Source organism: Bradyrhizobium sp. MI1.10 (assembly GCF_055811035.1).
In genome coordinates this window covers 120,499-139,148 of sequence record NZ_JBVVPN010000022.1, presented here as the reverse complement: position 1 = coordinate 139,148, position 18,650 = coordinate 120,499, and the positions used below count along the sequence as shown (strand labels likewise).

Annotated in this window: 15 protein-coding genes; 12 read left to right on the top strand and 3 right to left on the bottom strand. The window is 63.5% G+C overall.

Going from position 1 to position 18,650, the window contains the following annotated elements:
• Positions 1 to 89 precede the first annotated feature (89 nt).
• The 7 genes from AC0L3K_RS23465 (at position 90) to AC0L3K_RS23435 (ending at position 10,691) form a co-directional block, all read left to right on the top strand.
• A complete protein-coding gene (locus tag AC0L3K_RS23465; protein WP_473366994.1) occupies positions 90 to 965 on the top strand; it encodes an EamA family transporter in 876 nt (291 codons plus the stop codon).
• Between the two features lie 7 nt (positions 966 to 972).
• A complete protein-coding gene (locus AC0L3K_RS23460) occupies positions 973 to 1,575 on the top strand; it encodes a LysE family translocator (RefSeq protein ID WP_473366993.1) in 603 nt (200 codons plus the stop codon).
• A gap of 147 nt (positions 1,576 to 1,722) precedes the next feature.
• Complete coding sequence (gene ilvC, locus AC0L3K_RS23455) at positions 1,723 to 2,742, top strand: ketol-acid reductoisomerase (protein WP_007600992.1); 1,020 nt, start codon at positions 1,723 to 1,725, stop codon at positions 2,740 to 2,742.
• Between the two features lie 352 nt (positions 2,743 to 3,094).
• Positions 3,095 to 6,478, top strand: coding sequence for a bifunctional diguanylate cyclase/phosphodiesterase (locus AC0L3K_RS23450; protein WP_473366992.1), 3,384 nt, complete (start codon positions 3,095 to 3,097; stop codon positions 6,476 to 6,478).
• Between the two features lie 51 nt (positions 6,479 to 6,529).
• The gene (locus tag AC0L3K_RS23445; RefSeq protein WP_007600994.1) at positions 6,530 to 7,630 is read left to right on the top strand and encodes a DUF2336 domain-containing protein; all 1,101 of its coding nucleotides are present in this window, start codon (positions 6,530 to 6,532) and stop codon (positions 7,628 to 7,630) included.
• A 59-nt stretch (positions 7,631 to 7,689) separates the two neighbouring features.
• A complete protein-coding gene (locus AC0L3K_RS23440) occupies positions 7,690 to 8,541 on the top strand; it encodes an SDR family oxidoreductase (protein WP_219683476.1) in 852 nt (283 codons plus the stop codon).
• 437 nt (positions 8,542 to 8,978) lie between these two features.
• The gene (locus tag AC0L3K_RS23435; RefSeq protein ID WP_473256011.1) at positions 8,979 to 10,691 is read left to right on the top strand and encodes a sulfatase-like hydrolase/transferase; all 1,713 of its coding nucleotides are present in this window, start codon (positions 8,979 to 8,981) and stop codon (positions 10,689 to 10,691) included.
• 34 nt (positions 10,692 to 10,725) lie between these two features.
• Here the strand turns inward: AC0L3K_RS23435 and AC0L3K_RS23430 are convergent, their stop codons facing one another.
• Together AC0L3K_RS23430 and AC0L3K_RS23425 are read right to left on the bottom strand one after the other, a co-directional pair.
• Positions 10,726 to 12,285: a glycine betaine ABC transporter substrate-binding protein gene (locus AC0L3K_RS23430; RefSeq protein ID WP_473366991.1), complete on the bottom strand. Its 1,560-nt coding sequence runs from the start codon at positions 12,283 to 12,285 to the stop codon at positions 10,726 to 10,728.
• Positions 12,282 to 13,064, bottom strand: a complete 783-nt coding sequence (locus AC0L3K_RS23425; RefSeq protein ID WP_473256013.1) for an ATP-binding cassette domain-containing protein — start codon at positions 13,062 to 13,064, stop codon at positions 12,282 to 12,284. Before AC0L3K_RS23425 ends, AC0L3K_RS23430 begins: the two co-directional genes overlap by 4 nt.
• Before the next feature lie 145 nt (positions 13,065 to 13,209).
• On the opposite strand from AC0L3K_RS23425, the gene AC0L3K_RS23420 reads away from it, so the two are divergent.
• The gene (locus AC0L3K_RS23420) at positions 13,210 to 14,028 is read left to right on the top strand and encodes an ABC transporter ATP-binding protein (RefSeq protein ID WP_007601003.1); all 819 of its coding nucleotides are present in this window, start codon (positions 13,210 to 13,212) and stop codon (positions 14,026 to 14,028) included.
• On the top strand, positions 14,028 to 14,813 hold the full coding sequence (locus AC0L3K_RS23415; protein ID WP_007601005.1) for an ABC transporter permease: 786 nt from the start codon (positions 14,028 to 14,030) through the stop codon (positions 14,811 to 14,813). The genes AC0L3K_RS23420 and AC0L3K_RS23415 overlap by 1 nt, the downstream gene beginning before the upstream one ends.
• A gap of 44 nt (positions 14,814 to 14,857) precedes the next feature.
• On the opposite strand, the gene AC0L3K_RS23410 is transcribed toward AC0L3K_RS23415, so the two are convergent.
• Complete coding sequence (locus AC0L3K_RS23410; RefSeq protein WP_007601007.1) at positions 14,858 to 15,307, bottom strand: cupin domain-containing protein; 450 nt, start codon at positions 15,305 to 15,307, stop codon at positions 14,858 to 14,860.
• A 137-nt stretch (positions 15,308 to 15,444) separates the two neighbouring features.
• On the opposite strand from AC0L3K_RS23410, the gene AC0L3K_RS23405 reads away from it, so the two are divergent.
• The 3 genes from AC0L3K_RS23405 (at position 15,445) to AC0L3K_RS23395 (ending at position 18,622) form a co-directional block, all read left to right on the top strand.
• Positions 15,445 to 16,470 (top strand): ABC transporter substrate-binding protein, encoded by a 1,026-nt coding sequence (locus AC0L3K_RS23405; RefSeq protein WP_219683481.1) that lies wholly within the window; start codon positions 15,445 to 15,447, stop codon positions 16,468 to 16,470.
• 29 nt (positions 16,471 to 16,499) lie between these two features.
• On the top strand, positions 16,500 to 17,204 hold the full coding sequence (locus AC0L3K_RS23400) for an NUDIX hydrolase (RefSeq protein WP_354170638.1): 705 nt from the start codon (positions 16,500 to 16,502) through the stop codon (positions 17,202 to 17,204).
• Between the two features lie 95 nt (positions 17,205 to 17,299).
• Positions 17,300 to 18,622, top strand: a complete 1,323-nt coding sequence (locus AC0L3K_RS23395) for an ABC transporter substrate-binding protein (protein WP_473366990.1) — start codon at positions 17,300 to 17,302, stop codon at positions 18,620 to 18,622.
• Positions 18,623 to 18,650: the final 28 nt, after the last annotated feature.

The window sequence follows — 18,650 nt, the reverse complement described above, 5'->3', positions numbered from 1 at the left end:
CCGCAGTCGAGAACCCCCAAGAGGAGAGAGCCCTCACCCGCGCCTTCGGCGCGACCTCTCCCGCAAGCGGGAGAGGTTAGGAGTTTGGAATGAAGCCGGCCGACATCCTCATCGCCATCCTGGTGGCGGTCATCTGGGGGCTTGCCTTCGTGGCGAGCCGGATCGCGCTCGACGAATTTTCGCCGGAGCTCATGACGGCGATGCGCTTCACCATTGCCGCGGTCCCGTGCCTGTTCATTCGCAAGCCGAAAGTCGCCTGGTCGCTCCTGATCGCGATCAGCTTTACGCTCTTTCTCGGCCAGTTTCTGAGCCAGGCCTATGGCATCGCCCATGGCGTGCCAGTCGGATTGACTTCCGTCGTCGTGCAGAGCCAGGCGCTGTTCACGGTCGGCTTTGCCGCGATCGCATTCGGCGAGCGGCCGACGCCGGTTCAGACGCTGGGCATCGTCATCGCAGCCGTCGGGCTTTTGATGATCTGCGGCACGGTCGGCTATGATTTCAGCGTCGGTGCCTTCGCCGTGCTGATGATCGCTCCGGTCAGCTTTGCGCTCGGTAATATCCTGCTGAGGGGCGCTCGCGGCGTGCCGATGTTCGATCTGTTCGCCTGGTTGTGCCTCGCCACCGCGGTGCCGCTGTTCGCGCTCACGCTGGTCGTCAACGGACCGACGCCGACCTGGCAGTCGCTGATCCACATGTCGCTCACCGGCCTGATTTGCCTGCTGTTGATCGGCGGCATCTCCACCAGCATCGCCTATTGGCTATGGGGCCGGCTGCTGCGTGACTATCCCCCTGCGCAGGTGGTGCCGTTCGCGCTGCTGGTGCCGTTCGTCGGCTCGGCCGCGTCCAGCATCGTGTTCGGCGAACGGTTCGGTCCGCTGCGCCTCGCCGGCATGCTCACCGTGATCAGCGGTATCGCGGTGATGGTGCTGGCGAAGCGCCCGCAAGTCCTGCCGAAGACCGCGTGAGGTGACCATGGCCTATTCGCTCTTCTATGCCTTCCTCGCCTTCATGGTGGTGATGTATTTCACGCCCGGGCCGAACAACATCATGCTGCTGGCGTCGGGCCTTACCTACGGCTTCCGGCGCACCATCCCCCACGTCGCCGGCATCGTCATCGGTTTTGCTTTCATGATCGCCGCCGTGGGTCTCGGGCTCGGCACAGTGTTCCTGGCTTATCCGATCCTTCAGACCATCCTGAAATATGCCGGCGCGGCCTATCTGATTTACCTCGCCGCCGTGATTGCCTTGTCCGGCCCGACCACGCCTGATGGTGAGACTGGCCGCGGCCCGATGACTTTCTGGGGCGCGGCGATGTTCCAGTGGATCAACGCCAAGGGCTGGGTGATCGTGATCGGCACAATCACCGCCTACGCGGCGATTGCCCAATTCCCCATCAATATCGCGATCCAGACCCTGGTCAGCCTACTCGTCGGCGCGGTCTCGACCGTGGTCTGGGTCCTGTTCGGCACTGCACTACGGCCGGTCCTGACCTCCGTGCGGCTGGTCCGCGCCTTCAACATCCTGATGGCCATCCTGCTGCTGGCGTCCCTCTATCCCGTGGTCATGGATGCATGATGCCCCGACTTTCCATGCAGAAACGGGTTTCCCAGGGGGCCGAAAATGCTCTAGACAGCCCCCGAAATCCGCAAATTTCACCGTCCGAGACCTGACTGACAAGACCTGACCAACGGCCGATTTCGGCCCCTGAACGAGGAAACGACCATGCGTGTTTATTACGATCGCGACGCCGACCTGAACCTGATCAAGGGCAAGAAGGTCGTCATCGTCGGCTATGGCAGCCAGGGCCACGCCCATGCGCTGAACCTGAAGGATTCCGGCGTCAAGGACGTGGCGATCGCGCTCCGCAAGGGTTCGGCCTCGGCCAAGAAGGCGGAAGCTGCCGGCTTCAAGGTGATGGAAGTCGCCGAGGCCGCCAAATGGGCCGACCTCGTCATGATGCTGACCCCGGACGAGCTCCAGGGCGACATCTACCGCGAGCACCTGCATGACAACATGAAGAAGGGCGCCGCCCTCGTCTTCGCGCACGGTCTCAACGTCCACTTCAACCTGCTCGACCCGCGCGCCGATCTCGACGTTCTCATGATCGCGCCGAAGGGCCCCGGCCACACTGTGCGCTCGGAATATCAGCGCGGCGGCGGCGTGCCCTGCCTGATCGCGATCGCCAAGGACGTCTCGGGTAACGCCCACGACCTCGGCCTGTCCTACGCCTCCGCCGTCGGCGGTGGCCGTGCCGGCATCATCGAGACCACCTTCAAGGAAGAGTGCGAGACCGACCTGTTCGGCGAGCAGGTGGTGCTCTGCGGCGGCCTGGTCGAGCTGATCAAGGGTGGCTACGAGACGCTGGTCGAAGCCGGCTACGCCCCGGAGATGGCCTATTTCGAGTGCCTGCACGAAGTGAAGCTGATCGTCGACCTGATCTATGAAGGCGGCATCGCCAACATGAACTACTCGATCTCCAACACCGCGGAGTACGGCGAGTACGTCACCGGTCCGCGCATTGTCACCGACGAGACCAAGAAGGAGATGAAGCGGGTTCTGAACGACATCCAGTCCGGCAAGTTCGCCCGCGACTGGATGCTCGAGAACAAGGTCAACCAGACCTCGTTCAAGGCGACCCGCGCCAAGCTCGCCGAACACCCGATCGAGGAAGTCGGCGCCAAGCTGCGCGACATGATGCCCTGGATCAAGAAGGGCGCTCTGGTCGACAAGAGCAAGAACTAACGGCAACGACGTGGTTACCGGGGGCGCGACGGAGCGCCCCCGGGCCTCCGTCCATCTTCGCCGGTTTCCCGCGCTTGCGCAGACGCCGGCCTTGGAATGACGTGGCGAGACGCCGTCCCGCCTCCGCGCGATCTCGCTAATGATCTTAGCTCACCGCGCACGCGAGGCGCCCTGCTGAAACCGGTTCTACACGGTAATATGGTGCGTTTTTCTAAAGCTTTTTCGAACATTGCGACACAGTTACTGCCGTAGTTCCGTACGATTACGGAGTGAATTAGCGATAGGCAACTCAACCAAATCTTAGTGCGACCGGGCGATGGTGGAAGCTGATCGCTCGAACCACAGAAATGTAATGCTGAGAGCTTGGCGAAGGCTGGCCGGGTCGCCAGGATCGTCCGTCACGATCCTGGGGCTGCTGTTTTCTTTCGTTGTCGTCACCCTGTTTCTGGTTGATCTGGCTGCTCGCTATCGAGAAGCGGTCGCCTCTGCGAAAACCGATGCTCTCAATCTTTCGGCCATCCTGGCCGAGCATGCCGCAGTGACGTTCGAAGACATCGATCGTGTCCTGCTCGAGGCGCAGGCAATCCGCAACGATTCCTTGTCCGGAAAATACGCCGACGCCGGCGCGGCCAACACCGCGCTCCGTCAACTGGTCAAGAGCTCGTCGATCCTGGTCGCGGTTGGTTGGACCGACGCATCCGGAGCCGTCGTTGCGCACTCCTACGACCGTGCGCCGCCGCGCGGCAACATCTCCGAAATGCCGCACTTCATCGCGCAACGCGATGGCGCTGGCACCGAGTTGTTCGTTGCGCCGCCCTATCGGTCGGCAGGCGGTGATAAATGGTTCAGTGCGGCGTCGCGCCGGTTGAACAATTCGGATGGGAGCTTTGCGGGCGTCGTGACCGCGCCATTGGATCAATCCTATCTGTTGAAGATCTATCGCAAGATCAATCTGGGCCCGGGCGGCTCCGTCGTGTTGATCCATCGCAACGGACGGATCCTGGCGCGCGTGCCGGAACAGAAAGATGTGCTGGGCATGTCTGTTGCTGGCGGCCCGATGTTTACCCAGTATCTGCCAGTCTCGGAAGCGGGCTCATACGAACTGACGAGTCCCGTCGACGGCATCAACCGCATTGCGGCCTACAAGGCCGTATCCGGGCTGCCGCTGGTTCTGGTCGTGACCTATTCGCGTGATTACGTGCTGCAGCCGTGGTATCGGCATCTCTACACCTTCGGCCCGCCGGCTGCCGCGATCGTCACCATCATCCTGATCGGAACCTTGCTGCTGCGACGGCAAACAAACGCACTCGCGGCCGCGAGTTCCCGTTTCGACGCGGCGTTGAGCAACATGCCGCATGGGCTCAGCATGTTCGACGCCGATGAGAAGCTGCTGATCGCCAACAGCCGCTATCGTGAGATGTATGATCTCACTGAGGCGCAGGTCGAACCTGGAACGCCGCTCGGCAGCATCGTCGGCCACTACAAGAGCGCCGGGGGTGATCTCGACGTCAAGGAATTCCTCGACGGCGCAAGACACCGGACTCCGAAGATCGTCATGCTCGCCGATGGCCGGACCATCTCGATCGTGCGTACGCCGATGCAGGATGGTGGCTGGGTCGCGACCCATGAGGACATCACCGAGAAGCGGCGCGACGAGACCTTGCTGGCGGAAAATGCTGCCGAGCTAAAACGCATCAACACGCGTTTCGACGTCGCCATCAGCAACATGTCCCAAGGGCTCTGCCTGTTCGATGCAGACAAAAACCTCGTGGTATCGAATAGTCGCTATCAGCAGATGTACGGTCTGCCCGACGAACTCGTCAGGCCCGGTACGCCCCTGCAACTCATATTGCAGCACTACGTGGATCGCGGCGAAGCCAGTCCGCTCAGCGTCGACCAGCATGTCCGGCTGATGCCGACCCAGCGCCAGCAGGACTACGAGCTGAGAGACCACCGGCAGATACTGATCCAGCGCAAGCCGTTGCCGGATGGCGGCTGGGTCGCGACGCACGAAGACGTCACCGAGCAAAAGAGCGCCGAGAGAATGTTGGCGCAGAAGGCCGCTGAACTCGAGGCGATCAACATGCGCTTTGATGCCGCCCTCAACAACATGGCTCAGGGGCTTTGCATGTTCGATGCGGAGCAGAGGATCGTGGTGTCGAACGCGCGCTATTGCGACATTTACCATATTGACCCCGATCGGATAAGGCGCGGAACCACACTGGCGCAAATTCTCGAATATCGCCGCGAGCAAGGCACGCATTTCGTCGATGTCGCGCCGGAGGTCTATCTCGATCAGAACGTCAAGCAGCTCAGTGAGACGCGGGAGCTTGCGGACGGACGGGTGATCGCGATTGCTCGCCACATGATGCAGTACGGCGGTTGGCTCACGACCCACGAGGACATCACCGATCGGGCGAGAAACGAGAAGCGGATCGCATATCTGGCCCAGCACGATCTGCTCACCGGCTTGGCGAACCGCGCCGTGTTTGCGGAAAAGCTCGATGAAGCGGCAAGGCGGTCGCAGCGTCGTGGCACGACGTTTACCGTGCTGATGCTCGATCTCGACAGGTTCAAGCTCGTCAACGATACGCTCGGTCACGCCGCAGGCGATCAGCTGCTGATCGAGGTCGCGCAGCGACTGAGCTCATCACTGCGAGATACCGATGTGCTGGCCCGCCTCGGTGGCGACGAATTTGCGATCATCCAGGAGAACGAAAGCGATCAGAGAGAAGGTGCCATCGCGCTGGCGCTGAAGATCATTCGTCTGGTCGAGCAACCGTTCGATCTTGGCAGCAACCGTGTCAGCGTCGGTACCAGCATTGGCATCGCGTTCGCGCCCGAGCACGGCATCGACGCGGAGATATTACTACAGAAGGCGGACGTCGCGCTCTACGCGACGAAATCCTCAGGCCGGAATGATTTCCGAATCTTCCAGCCGGAAATGACCGTGGCTGCCGACACACAGAAGTCGATGGAGGGCGAGTTGCGGGAGGCGATGGCCCGCGACGAGTTCGAGCTGCACTACCAGCCGGTGATCGAGGCCGGAACGCGCGCGCTGACCGGGCTGGAATGCTTCGTGCGATGGCACCATCCATCGAGGGGCGTGCTGGCGCCTTCGCAGTTCCTCAATGTCGCCGAGCAGGCTGGATTGATGCTGCCGCTCGGTGAATGGATCTTGCAACAGGCCTGCCTGGACGCGGCCGCTTGGCCGGCGCACATCAGAGTCGCCGTCAACATGGGTGCCGCCCAGTTCCACAGGAGTAATGTGCTCGACGTCGTGCTGTGCGCGCTGGTTGAATCGGGATTATCGCCCGAACGCCTCGAACTCGAAATTCCCGACGCTGCGCTCTTGGGCGGGAATCCTGCGGCTCACTTGCTTGCGGTCCGACAACTGAAGAACCTCGGTGTCGGCGTCGTCCTCGACAATTCCGGGCTAGGCTATTCCGCGGCCAGCTACCTCCAGAGTTTCCCATTCGACAAGTTCAAGATCGACCGGGCGATCGTGCAGGGCTGCACGACGCGAAGGGATTGCGCCGCGGTCGTCGCCTCCGCTGTGGCATTGGGGCGCGGTCTTGATGTCACGACGGTGGCCAAGGGCGTCGAGACCCCAGCGCAGTTGGACGCCCTCCTTGCGGCAGGAGTGGACTACGTACAGGGCTATCTGATCGGACGGCCCGTGCCGAATTCCGAAATCTGTTTCGATTCACCGTTACAGGCGCGAAACGTCGCGTGATCCCATGACCTCCGTCGAAATACGTGCAACTCAACCGCCAGGACACGAGAGATGACTCTGGAGAACGGTCTGATCGACCGGCTCGAGATCGCACTGGCGAGCCGGGAGCTGTCGAAGCGCGCCGAACTCCTGCGCCAGGTCGCCGATCTCTTCGTGGTCGGCTCAGGCAAGTTCACCGACGAGCAGATCGACCTGTTCGACGAGGTGATGAGCGCGCTCCTCAAGAATATCGAATGCGCCGCGCGAGCGGCGTTCGGGAGCCGGCTTTCAGGATTGCCCGATGCGCCGCGTCGGACGATCCGCTTGCTGGCCTTTGACGACGCGCCCGAGGTGGCGGCGCCGGTCCTGGAGCACTCACCACAGCTCGACGAGGCGAGCTTGGCGGAGAATGCGCGGACCAAGAGCCAGGATCATCTGCTGGCTATCGCCGGCCGCAGCCTGTTGACGGAACCCGTCACCGATGCCCTCCTCGAGCGCGGCAACAACGATGTCGCCATGCGGACCGCCGGCAACGACGGCGCCAGCTTCTCGACTAACGGAATGTCCAAGCTCCTCAGCCGGGCGCGCGACAATGGCGCGCTCGCGATGTGCATCTGGGCTCGGCCCGATATTCCTCGTGAGACCATGTTGAAGTTGTTCGTCCATGCATCTGAGATGGTGAGATCCAAGCTGGAGGCGGCCGATCCCCGCCAGGCAGCTCTGACCCGGCGTGCAATTGCGGAGGGCTCCGATGAGCTGCAAGCGATGGCGCGGGCAGGCTCCAGCGAGCACGCCCGGGCGTTGGCCGAGGTGACGTCCTTGTATTCGAGTGGGCAATTGGACGAGGCACGCGTACTCGGCTTCATCGGCGAGCGAAGCTTGGACAAGACGGCTGTCGCGCTATCGCTCATGAGCGACCTGCCGATCGGAGCGATTGAGCGTGCGCTGGTCCGTTCGCAGCCCGAGCAGATTCTCATCCTCGCGAAGGCGATCGGTCTGTCCTGGGACACGACGAAGGCAATCCTGACGCTTTACCCCGGTGAGGCTCACGAGAGCCGAGAGCGATTGGAGCAGTGCTTCGCGAGCTTCCTTCGGTTGAGTCCAAATACGGCGAAGGCTGCACTCCAGTTCTACAGGCTCCGTGAGCGTGCCGGCCCGGGTCCTGTCCACTAACGGCATTGCGCCCCGGCACCTTTCCCCTGCATGATGCGGGAGCTCTTGGGGGGAAGACCATGCGATCCGTCGTCATCACCGGCGCGTCCACCGGCATCGGCTGGGCCATTGCGAAATTTCTGGTCGGGCGCGGCTATCGTGTTTTCGGTAGTGTCCGCAAGCAGGCCGATGCGGATCGGCTCATGGGTGAATTCGGTGCGAACTTCACGCCGCTGCTGTTCGACGTCACCGACGAGGCGGCGGTCCTCGCCGCTGCGCGAAAAGTCCGCGAGGCTCTGGGCGGTGAGACGCTGGCCGGTCTCGTCAACAACGCCGGCGTCGCGGTGGCGGGGCCCGTGCTCGAATTGTCGGTCGACGACTTCCGCCGGCAGATGGAGATCAACGTCATTGGCCCGGTCATCGCGACGCAGGCCTTTGGGCCGCTGCTCGGCGCCGATCCGTCGCTGAAGGGGCCGAAAGGACGGATCGTGATGATCAGCTCGGTCGCGGGCAAGAACGGCAATCCGTTGTCGGCGCCTTACAGCACCTCCAAGCACGCCATCGAAGGCCTGTCGGAGAGCTTGCGCCGCGAGTTGATGCTGTTCGGCATCGACGTCATCATCGTCGCCCCCGGCGCGGTGAAGACGCCGATCTGGAGTAAGGCCGAGCAGATCGATCTCTCAGTCTACCAGAACTCGCCTTATCTGCCGGCGCTGAACAAGGTCAGGGCGTTCATGATGAAGCTCGGCGAGACCGGGCTGCCGGCCGAGCGGATCGCCGAGGTCGTTTTCGAGGCGCTCACCGCCGAGAGGCCCAAGGTTCGCTACCAGATCACGCCGGACCGGACGCGACATTTGATGACGGCCACGCTGCCCAAACGTGTGGTCGACCGCATCATCGCCAAGCGGCTCGGGCTGCTGCCGCAGGGCTGACCGACGTTCAGCCCGCCTCTGCCGCACGTCGGGCCGCGGTTTCGCCGGGGGGCACCATTCCGGCACTTCCCCAACCGCGACGCGTCCATGTCAGCGGCGGCCGAGGAGGCGCAGCCGCGCTTTCGGGCCGAGATCGAGGTGGCGCTGGAACAGGCACCCGCCGCCGACCCGGAGGAGGCGAGATCGAGCGGATGGCGGAGAGGGTCATCGACCTCTTCATCGCGGGCATCGCCAAAGCTTAAGCGTGGCTGGCCCATGCGGCCCATTCGCCCATCGCTAACATTAAGCGAAGGTCGGACCGCGACACGCGTTGCTTGTCCGTGACCGTTCAATTACAGTTTTATGACACGGTGCAGGCCTTCCGGCTGCGCCGAACGCCGCAGGCCCGGTCAGCCGGCTCGGCATCACCGTGCCGGACCAGCAGTTGCGTGTCGTCAATGGCGTCCGCGCCCAATCCAGGTCCTTCTGCCACGACCGCCGTATTGGCGAGCGTCGCCGCGCTCGGCATCTGGCGGCTGCTCGCGGTTGCGGCGCCGCATCTCGCCGCGCTCGTCCTGATGTACGAGACCGAGACGGATTTCGGTGCACGGCTCTCCTTCGTGCTGGCCTGGGGCATCCTCAACTTCTTCTGGATCATGCTGCTGCGGCGTCCGGCGCTCTCGGGTGCGCTGTCGCTGACCATGGTCGTGGTGCTGGTGCTGCTGTCACGGCTGAAGCACGACGTCGTGCAGATGACGGTCAACTTCATCGACCTGATGATGATCGACCGCGACACGGTCGCGTTCCTGTTCACGATCTTCCCGAATTTGCGCTGGTCGGTGATCGGGGCCGGCCTCGTCACGCTGCCGCTGATGTATGCGCTGTGGTGGCTCGACCCATTCCGCATCCGCAGGCTGCCGGCGCTCGCCTGCAAGCTCGCCTGCCTCGCCGCGCTGGTCGGCTATTCGCTCTATCATCCGGACGAGGCCTGGCGCGGCTATTACGACGACGGCTATCTCTCGAAGTTCTTCCGCTCCGGCGTCAGCGCGGTCTCCGACTTCGCGCAATACGGCTTTATGGAGTCGGCCGCTTCGACCAACGAACGGCTCAACATGCCGCTGGTCGATGCCTGCCATCCCGCCGGCCGGCGGCCGAACATCATCATGGTCCATGATGAATCGAGCTTCGACATCCGCGCCGCGCAGGGCATCAAGGTGCCGGCTGGCTACGGCAGCCATTTCAAATCCTGGGACGGCAAGGAGCGCACCTTTCTGGCCGAGAGCAATGGCGGGCCGAGCTGGTTCACCGAATACAATGTGCTCGCGGGGTTGTCGTCGCGTTCGTTCGGCCGCTTCGCCTATTTCGTGACGCGCATCGCGACAGGCCGTGTCGAGCGCGGTCTGCCGCTGGCGCTGCGCCGCTGCGGCTACGATACGATGTCGCTCTACCCCGCCTATGGCGGCTTCATGGCCGCGCGCAGTTTTCAGATGACGACCGGCGTCGAACGCTTCCTCGACTCCAAGGATCTCGGCGCCAAGGATGTCGAGCCGGATAGCTTCTTCTACGACAAGGCGCTCCGGCTGATGGGCGAGCGGACGCCGAACAAGCCGCTGTTCACCTTCATCTACCTCGGCGCCAATCATTTTCCGTGGGAGACGCGCTTCCGCCCGGATCTGCTGCCGAACTGGCCCGCACCGGGCAATGTGCCGTCCATCGACGAATATCTGCGCCGGCAGGCGATGAGTGCCGAGCAATACAAGGCTTTCCTCGCGGGCCTGAAGAAGAAATTTCCCGGCGAACCCTTCCTGATCGTGCGCTACGGCGATCATCAGCCCGAGTTTGCGCCTGCTATCCTCGAGCCCGGGCTCGACGAGGGTGCAATCGGCAAAAAGCTCGACGCCTACGACCCACGTCTCTACGCGACCTACTACGCGATCGACGCCGTCAATTTCGAGCCGGTGAAGAGCGAGGCCGTGATGGACACGGTCGATGGCCCGTATCTGCCGCTGGTCATCCAGGAAGCCGCCGGCATCCCGCTCGATCCGTCCTTCGCCGAGCAGAAGGAGATCATGCTCCGCTGCAAGGGCATCTTCTACGGCTGCAAGGACGGTGCCGAAGCGCGCCGGCTGAATCGGCTGCTGATCGATGCGGGGATGATCCGGGGGTTGTAGCGTCTTTCCAACGTCGTCGAATGAATGGCACGGCCTACCGCCCACCCACCTTCTCCCACAACCACCTCGCCACCGCATCCGGCGACGAATTCGCATCATTGCCGGCGGCGCGTAAATTGGCTTCGCGCATGGTCGCGATGTCGATCTTGCCGAGCAGCGGTTTCAGCGCGGCCCGCAGCCTCTCGTCGCCGGCGCGTTTCGGAGCCAGCAGCAGGATGGCATCGTAGGGCGGGATCGCGTGCCTGGGATCGTCGAGCGCAACCAGATCGTATTTTGCGATCAGCCCGTCGCTGGTGTAGCCCGCGATGACATCGACTTCGCCGCTGGCGACCGCCGCATACATGAAGTCCGGCTGCATCTGGCGCTGGGCGCGGAACGAGAGGCCATAGGCCTTTTGCAGCGCCGCCCATTCGGGTCGCGAGAAGAACTCATAGTCGCCGGCGATCGACAGGGTCGAAGCATGCGCGGCGAGATCGGCGATGGTGCGGATGCCAAGCGCCTCCGCCCGCTTCTTCGGGATCACCAGCGCATAGGCATTCTCGAAACCGAGCTCGCCGAGTAACGTGATGTTCTCCTTCGCAAGCGTCGTCTGCAGCTCCGCCAACAGCTCCGCGCGCGGCTTGATGTCCGTGCGGTGAAGCTGATTGGCCCAGAGCGTGCCGGAATAATCGACATAGAGATCGATATCACCGGCCTTCAATGCCTCGAAGATCACGCTCGAGCCGAGACCGGATCGTGCGACGGCGGAAAGACCGACCGCCTGCAGCCGGTCCCGCATCAACGCCGACAGCACGTACTGCTCGGCGAACGTCTTGGCGCCCACGACATAGCTTTGCGACGAGCGCCCCATCGTCGGCACCAATGTTGCGGCGACCAGTGCCGCGATCCCGGCCGCGCCAAGCGCGGTACGCACGCGGCTGCGCCGGCGCACGCCGCTCTCGATCAGGCCGAGCAGTTGATCGACGGCGAGCGCCAGCAGGGCCGAGGCAAAGCAGCCGAACAGCACGAACACCCAGTTCTGGGTCTGGAGCCCGGCAAAGATATAATTGCCGAGGCTGGTCTGCCCGATCGGGGTCGACAGCGTCGCGGTGCCGATCACCCACACTGCGGCGGTACGGATGCCAGCCATCATCACGGGGAGGGCCAGCGGCAGTTCGACCATCACGAGCGACTGCCGTGCGGTCATTCCGACGCCTTTGGCAGCCTCGATCAGCGCGGGATCGATGCCGTTGAGGCCGGTGATGCCATTGCGCAGCACTGGCAGCATCGAATAGAGCGCCAGCGCCAGCATCGCCGGCAGGAAGCCGAAAGCGGAGAAGGAGACGCCGAACCAGGCCAGCGCCAGGGAGGCCGCGAGCAGCAGCAGCGGATAGAACAGCGCGAGCAGCGCCAGCCCGGGCACCGTCTGCACGATACTGGCGAGCGCGAGCAGGACGGCGCGCGGGGTGGGGCGGTTGCGCGTCAGGATCGCCAGCGGCAGGCTGACGATCAGGCCGAGCGCAAGTGCAGCGAGACTCACCCGGACGTGGTTGCCGAGATAGTCGGGCAAATGCCCCAGCGCCTCGCCCCAGCGCGGATCGGTGAAAAGGCTCATGCCGCCCCGCTCTGTAGCAGCAGCGCGTTCAATCGCTCGACCTGGCGTCGCGGCGTCCGCAGCAACTCCAGTACGTAGGCGTCGCTGCTTTTCGAAAGCTCCACTGGCGTGCCCTGCGCGAGCAGCTTTCCGCCGCGCATCACCGCGATGCGGTCGGCCAGCAAAATCGCTTCCGTCATGTCGTGGGTGATCATCACGGTGGTCAGGCCGAGCTTGCGGTGCAGCTCGCGAAAATCGTCGCCGAGCGCATCGCGGGTGAGGGGGTCGAGCGCGCCGAATGGCTCGTCCATCAGCACGATCCGGGGCCGTGCCGCGAGCGCCCGCGCCACGCCGACACGCTGGCGCTGGCCGCCCGAGAGCGCATCCGGCAGCCGCTCGCGGTGCGCGGCCCGGTCGAGCTGCACGAGTTCGAGCAACTCATCGACCCGCGTTGCGATATCTGCCGCCGGGACGCCGAGCAGTTTTGGCGTGATCCCGATATTGTCGGCGACGCTCAGATGCGGGAATAGCCCGCCGCTCTGGAAGACGTAGCCGATGCGGCGGCGCAGCGCGACCGGATCGACCGATTGCACGTCGTCGCCCTCGACCGTGATCGTGCCGTCATCGGCCTCGATCAGGCGGTTGGCGAGCCGCAGCAGCGTCGTCTTGCCCGACCCCGAGCCGCCCACGACGGCCACAAACTCGCCTTCGGCAACGTCGAGTGACACATCGTCCACGGCCTTGAGCGCGCCGAAGCTCTTGGTGACGTGGGCATAGCCAATCATCGGCCTGGACGGCATCGGGCGGGTCTCACTGCGCTGACCCGCCCCAAGGAGGGAGGGAGGAAGGGAGGGATGACAACGCCCATGCGTACCACGCTTGGCGGCTTGATTGAACTTGGCCGCGCGAGCGGCTAAGGCATCGGGCCAAGTTCGGAGGGAACACATGATAACGCCTACGGCAGTGGCGCTGGACGACGCCAAGGTCGCGTTCCAGCTAGGGGACGGGCGGGTCTATACGGCGGTGGAGAAGGCGCATCTGACGGTCGCGCAGGGCGAGTTCGTCGCCATCGTCGGCCCGACCGGCTGCGGGAAATCGACCCTGCTCAACGTCGCGGCCGGGCTGCTCAAGCCGGCTGCCGGGAGCGTCAAAATATTCGACCAGCCGCTCGCCGGGCTGAACCGGGATGCCGGCTATCTGTTCCAGGCCGATGCGCTGTTCCCCTGGAAGACCGCGCTCGACAATGTCGCGATCGGGCTCGAAGTCAGCGGCACGCCGCGTAGCGAGGCACTCCCGCGGGCGCAGAAATGGCTGACCTCGGTCGGCTTGGGCGCCTTCGCCAACCGCTATCCTCACATGCTCTCCGGCGGTCAGCGCAAGCGCGTGGCGCTGGCGCAGGTGCTGATCCGCGATCCAAAGATCCTGCTGATGGACGAGCCGTTCGGTCCGCTGGACGCGCAGACCCGGCAGGTGATGGGCAACCTGCTGCTCGACCTCTGGAACGCCGACCGCAAGGCCGTGCTGTTCGTCACCCATGATCTGGAAGAGGCGATCGCGCTCGCCGACCGCGTCGTGATCATGTCGGCGGGGCCGTCCTCCCGCATCATCGGCGACTGGCGCGTGAGCCTGCCGCGCCCGCGCGACATTTTCGAAGTGCGGCTGGACAAGGAATTCCATGCGCTTCATCGCGAGATCTGGAGCGTGCTCAAGGACGAGGTAATGAAGGGCTATGCGCAGTCCACCCAAGCGGCGGAGGCGGTGTGATGTCGCGCGTCACTCTCCTTGCGCTGCAAGTGCTGGTCGCGGTGGTCTGCCTCGCGCTGTGGCAATTACTCTCGACCGTGCCCGTGTTCGGCAAGATCCTGCTACCGCCGTTCTTCTTCTCCAATCCGGTCGATGTCTTCGCCCAGATCGTCAAATGGTTCTCGTCCGGTGTGATCTGGAAGCATCTCGGCATCACGCTGACGGAATCGATCCTGGCCTTCGTGATCGGATCGGCCGGCGGCGTGTTGATCGGCTTCTGGTTCGCGCGCCAGCCGCTGGTCGCCGCGGTGTTCGATCCCTACGTCAAGATGGTCAACGCTCTGCCGCGTGTGGTGCTGGCGCCGATCTTCGCGCTGTGGCTTGGGCTGGGCATCTGGTCCAAGGTCGCGCTCGGCGTGACGTTGGTGTTCTTCATCGTGTTCTTCAACGTATATCAGGGCGTCAAGGAGGTCAGCCGTACCGTGCTCGATAACGGCCGCATGCTCGGCATGAGCGAGCGGCAGCTGATGCAGCACGTCTATTGGCCCTCGGCGCTGTCGTGGATGTTCTCCTCGCTGCACACGTCGGTGGGCTTTGCCGTGGTCGGTGCGGTCGTCGGCGAATATCTTGGATCGGCGGCGGGGCTCGGCTATCTCATCCAGCAGGCTGAAGGCATCTTCGACGTCGCCGGGGTGTTCGCCGGCATGTTCGTGCTGTCGGCCTTCGTCATCCTGATCGACTTTGGGGTGACATTGGTGGAGCGGAGGCTGCTGGTCTGGCGGCCGACCGTGGACGGGCGCGGCTAGGCCGAAAGGGGCCCGCGCGTCGCGCGAGCCCGGATCGCGAAAGTTCAATCCAGCAACTTGGTGTCGTCGGGCGCCTGCGGCGGCGTCTTGATCGCGATGGCCTTGACCTGTCCGCTGATCGGCTTGGTGCCGCCATGCGGCGTCCCCTTCGGGATGATCACGAGGTCGCCCGGCTTCACCGTGACTTCCTTGTCGCCGAACCAGATCGTGCCGGTGCCCTCTAAAATGTACTGGATCTCGTTGGTGTTGGGATGCATGTGCTTGGGCACATTGCCGACCTGGATCGAGATGGTGGCGCCATCGGCGCTCGCGAACATCTTGGAACGGAAGCCGACGGCGTTCGCGTTTCCGAGCGCGTCGCCCTCCATCTCGCTGGTATGGATGATCTGCGGAGTGATGTTTTCCGCAGCCAGCGCCGGCCGCAGCAGGTGGGTTGCGCCGCACCCGGCGGCAAAAGCGGTGGCGATCGACAGTCCGATTGCAAGGCGATTCATGGATGATCCTCCCCATCAAGAATTGTTCTTGTGGGCTCATGCTATTGCGCCGAAAGGCCGATGGCCAGCGCCTTCGGTCCTGCTTCTCAAGCCAGTCCCGCTGCTCTATGGTGCCGCCAGCCGAACGGAGGAAACCAATGAAGAACACGATAGCCAGGCTCGCGGGCGCGCTACTCGCGCTGACGCTCACCACCGGTCTTGCCGCGGCGCAAAGCAAGGTCACCATCGCGATCGGCGGCGGCTCGTGCCTGTGCTATTTGCCGACGGTGCTGGCAAAACAGCTCGGCGAATACGACAAGGCCGGTCTCAATGTCGAGCTCGTGGACCTCAAGGGCGGCTCGGACGCGCTCAAGGCCGTGCTCGGCGGCAGCGCCGACGTGGTCTCCGGCTATTTCGACCATTGCGTCAACCTCGCGGCCAAGAAGCAGGAGCTTCAGGCATTCGTCGTCTATGACCGCTATCCCGGCCTCGTGCTGGTGGTGTCGCCGTCGCACACCAACGAGATCAAGTCGATCAAGGACCTCGCCGGCAAGAAGGTCGGCGTCAGCGCGCCCGGCTCCTCCACCGACTTCTTCCTGAAGTATATGCTGAAGAAGAACGGCGTCGATCCCGCCAGCACCGCCGTGATCGGCGTCGGCCTCGGTGCCACAGCGGTCGCCGCCATGGAGCAGGGCCAGATCGACGCGGCCGTGATGCTCGATCCGTCCGTGACCGTGCTCCAGGGCAGCCACAAGGATCTGCGCATCCTCTCGGACACCCGCACGCAAAAGGATACGCTCGAGACCTTCGGCGGCGAATATCCGGGCGGCGCGCTGTACTCGACCGCGGCCTGGGTCGCCGGCCACGAGAAGGAGACGCAGGCGCTCACCAACGCGATCCTGGGCACGCTCGCCTGGATCCACTCGCACTCGCCCGAGGAGATCATGGCGAAGATGCCGGAGGAGACGGTGGGCAAGAACAAGGACCTCTATCTCGCGGCACTCAAGAACACGATCCCGATGTACTCCGAGACCGGCAAGATGGATCCGAAGGGCGCTGACGCCGTGCTCGCGGTGTTCAGCGTCGGATCGCCCGAGGTCGCCAACGCCAAGATCGACGTCAGCAAGACCTTCACCAACAAGTATGTCGAGCAGGCCAAGAAGACCACGGGGAGCGCCAAATAACTGACGCGAAGTCTCGGTAACCAGGCGTCATGACGTCACCGATCATCCATCGCGTCACGACGCTTGATCTTGCCGTGCGGCCGATCGTCTGGCCGTTCGCGGAGGAGCGGCGTGACGAGATCGCGGCGCATTTCGCCGAGAAGCAGCGCGAGCGACCAAAACTCTGGAACGGTGGCGTCCTGCTCGGGCGCGATGCAATGTTCGCCGACGGCCATCTCTCTACGACCTATTTCGAGACGGATTTCGCGAGCTTCCTCGCCTGGCGCGACTGGGGCTTTCCCGACAAGGCCGTGTTCAACGGCTTTGGCATGGGCGCGCTGCTCACCTCCGACGGCGCCTTCGTCATGGGCGAGATGGCGCAGCACACCGCCAATGCAGGCCGGATCTATTTCCCGTCGGGCACGCCCGATCTCGGCGACGTCAGGGGTGACACGCTGGACATTCCCGGCAGTGTGATCCGCGAACTCGAGGAAGAGACCGGCCTGACCGCGGCCGACTATCGGATCGAGCCCGACTGGCATTGCGTCGTCACTGGCCCAACGATTGCGATGCTGCAAATTATCAACCTGGACATGCCGGGTGATGTGGCGCGTGCGCGGATCGAAGCCAACCTTGCGGCCGAGGCCGAGCCAGAGCTGTCGGCTATCCATCTCGTGCGCGGGATGAGTGATCTCACGCCGTCCATGCCGCGATTTGTCACGGCTTTTGTCGAGCAGCAGTTCGCGTCGCGCTGATGCGCGAGGCTTGACATCGCTGCGCCCAGCCCATGTGATGGGTAAAAATACAAAACCAAAAAGAATGCAATGCACAATCGTCCAGGGAGGTTCTGATGCGCGTGCGCATGGCTGCCCGTTTGGTGCGTGGGCTGTTGGTCGCGATATCAGCGACGGGCTTGGCGCTGTCCGCCCAGGCCCAGGATCAAGGCAAAGAGAAGAAGATCAAGATCGGCGTCGTTTTCGATCTGACCGGGCCTCTCGCCGGCGGCGGCTCCGAACTCGGCTATATCGGGGCAAAGATCGTTCTCGACCATTTCGCCAAGACCGGCGTCGAGGGTTACAAGATCGAAGCAGTCTATGCCGATGCGCAGAGCAAGCCCGACATCGCGATCAACGAATCCGTCCGCCTGCTCGAGCAGGAAAAGGTCGACATGGTGCTCGGCTTCTTCTCCTCGGCTCAATGCGTGCCGGTTGCCGCTCGCGTCGAGCAGCTCAAGAAGTTCATGTGGATGACGACCTGCATCTCGTCGGCCGTGTTCAACGAGAAGGGTTATAAATACGTCTTCCGCCCGCAGGCGAGCGGCGATCAATTCGGCATGATGACGATGGATTTCATCGCGCAGAACGCCAAGGCGAAGTTCGACAAGGAGCCGAAGGATCTGCGCGTCGCCATCATTCACGAAGACGGCGCTTATGGCGTCGACGTGTCCAGGGGCAACGAGGCCGGCGCGAAGAAGGCGGGCTTCAACGTCGTGATGAAGGAGGGTTATTCGGCCACCGCGCCTGACCTCTCCGCGCTGGTGACCAAGCTGAAGCGCGCCAAGCCCGACGTCATTTTCCACACCGGCTACAACCCTGATATCACGCTGTTGCTGCGTCAGGCGCGCGAGCAGGGGCTGAAGTTCGGCGCGCTGATGGGACACGGTGCGGGTTACGGCGTCTACGAGAAGCTGAAGGAAGGCATGGGCACGGATGCCACCTACATCTTCAACACCGACCCGATCTCGATCTGGCTTGCCAACCAGAAGATCATGGATCCCAAGCTCCCGCCCGTGATCAAGATGGTCGGCGAGGAGTTCGACAAGATCCGGCCCGGCGTCGCCATCCGCTCGGCGCATGTCGGCATCGGTGCGTCCAACACGTATGTGTTCATGAATGACGTGCTGCCGCGCGCAATCAAGAAATATGGCGGGGTTGATCCGGATGCGCTGCGCAAGGCTGCGCTCGATACCGATATCCCCGAGGGCGGCACCATGCTCGGCTTCGGCGTCAAGTTTTACGGCGAGGGCACGCCGATGGCCGGGCAGAACGAGCGCTCGTTCCCGGTCGTGATCCAATACATCGACGACAAATCCTCCGTGGTGTGGCCCAAGAGCCAGGCGCAGCGCGAGGCCGTGCTGCCGCTGCCGAAGGGCACCACCTACAGCAACCAGTAGCGCAAATGGGCGCAGAGAGGAGAGCGGG

Bases quoted from the DNA above. Each gene is read 5' to 3' on its own strand.
- AC0L3K_RS23420 (WP_007601003.1), top strand. From the start codon at position 13,210: ATGATAACGCCTACGGCAGTGGCGCTGGACGACGCCAAGGTCGCGTTC.
- AC0L3K_RS23395 (WP_473366990.1), top strand. From the start codon at position 17,300: ATGCGCGTGCGCATGGCTGCCCGTTTGGTGCGTGGGCTGTTGGTCGCG.
- AC0L3K_RS23400 (WP_354170638.1), top strand. From the start codon at position 16,500: ATGACGTCACCGATCATCCATCGCGTCACGACGCTTGATCTTGCCGTG.
- AC0L3K_RS23460 (WP_473366993.1), top strand. From the start codon at position 973: ATGGCCTATTCGCTCTTCTATGCCTTCCTCGCCTTCATGGTGGTGATG.
- AC0L3K_RS23410 (WP_007601007.1), bottom strand. From the start codon at position 15,307: ATGAATCGCCTTGCAATCGGACTGTCGATCGCCACCGCTTTTGCCGCC.
- AC0L3K_RS23450 (WP_473366992.1), top strand. From the start codon at position 3,095: ATGCTGAGAGCTTGGCGAAGGCTGGCCGGGTCGCCAGGATCGTCCGTC.
- AC0L3K_RS23440 (WP_219683476.1), top strand. From the start codon at position 7,690: ATGCGATCCGTCGTCATCACCGGCGCGTCCACCGGCATCGGCTGGGCC.
- ilvC (WP_007600992.1), top strand. From the start codon at position 1,723: ATGCGTGTTTATTACGATCGCGACGCCGACCTGAACCTGATCAAGGGC.
- AC0L3K_RS23465 (WP_473366994.1), top strand. From the start codon at position 90: ATGAAGCCGGCCGACATCCTCATCGCCATCCTGGTGGCGGTCATCTGG.
- AC0L3K_RS23405 (WP_219683481.1), top strand. From the start codon at position 15,445: ATGAAGAACACGATAGCCAGGCTCGCGGGCGCGCTACTCGCGCTGACG.
- AC0L3K_RS23430 (WP_473366991.1), bottom strand. From the start codon at position 12,285: ATGAGCCTTTTCACCGATCCGCGCTGGGGCGAGGCGCTGGGGCATTTG.
- AC0L3K_RS23425 (WP_473256013.1), bottom strand. From the start codon at position 13,064: ATGCCGTCCAGGCCGATGATTGGCTATGCCCACGTCACCAAGAGCTTC.
- AC0L3K_RS23415 (WP_007601005.1), top strand. From the start codon at position 14,028: ATGTCGCGCGTCACTCTCCTTGCGCTGCAAGTGCTGGTCGCGGTGGTC.
- AC0L3K_RS23445 (WP_007600994.1), top strand. From the start codon at position 6,530: ATGACTCTGGAGAACGGTCTGATCGACCGGCTCGAGATCGCACTGGCG.
- AC0L3K_RS23435 (WP_473256011.1), top strand. From the start codon at position 8,979: ATGGCGTCCGCGCCCAATCCAGGTCCTTCTGCCACGACCGCCGTATTG.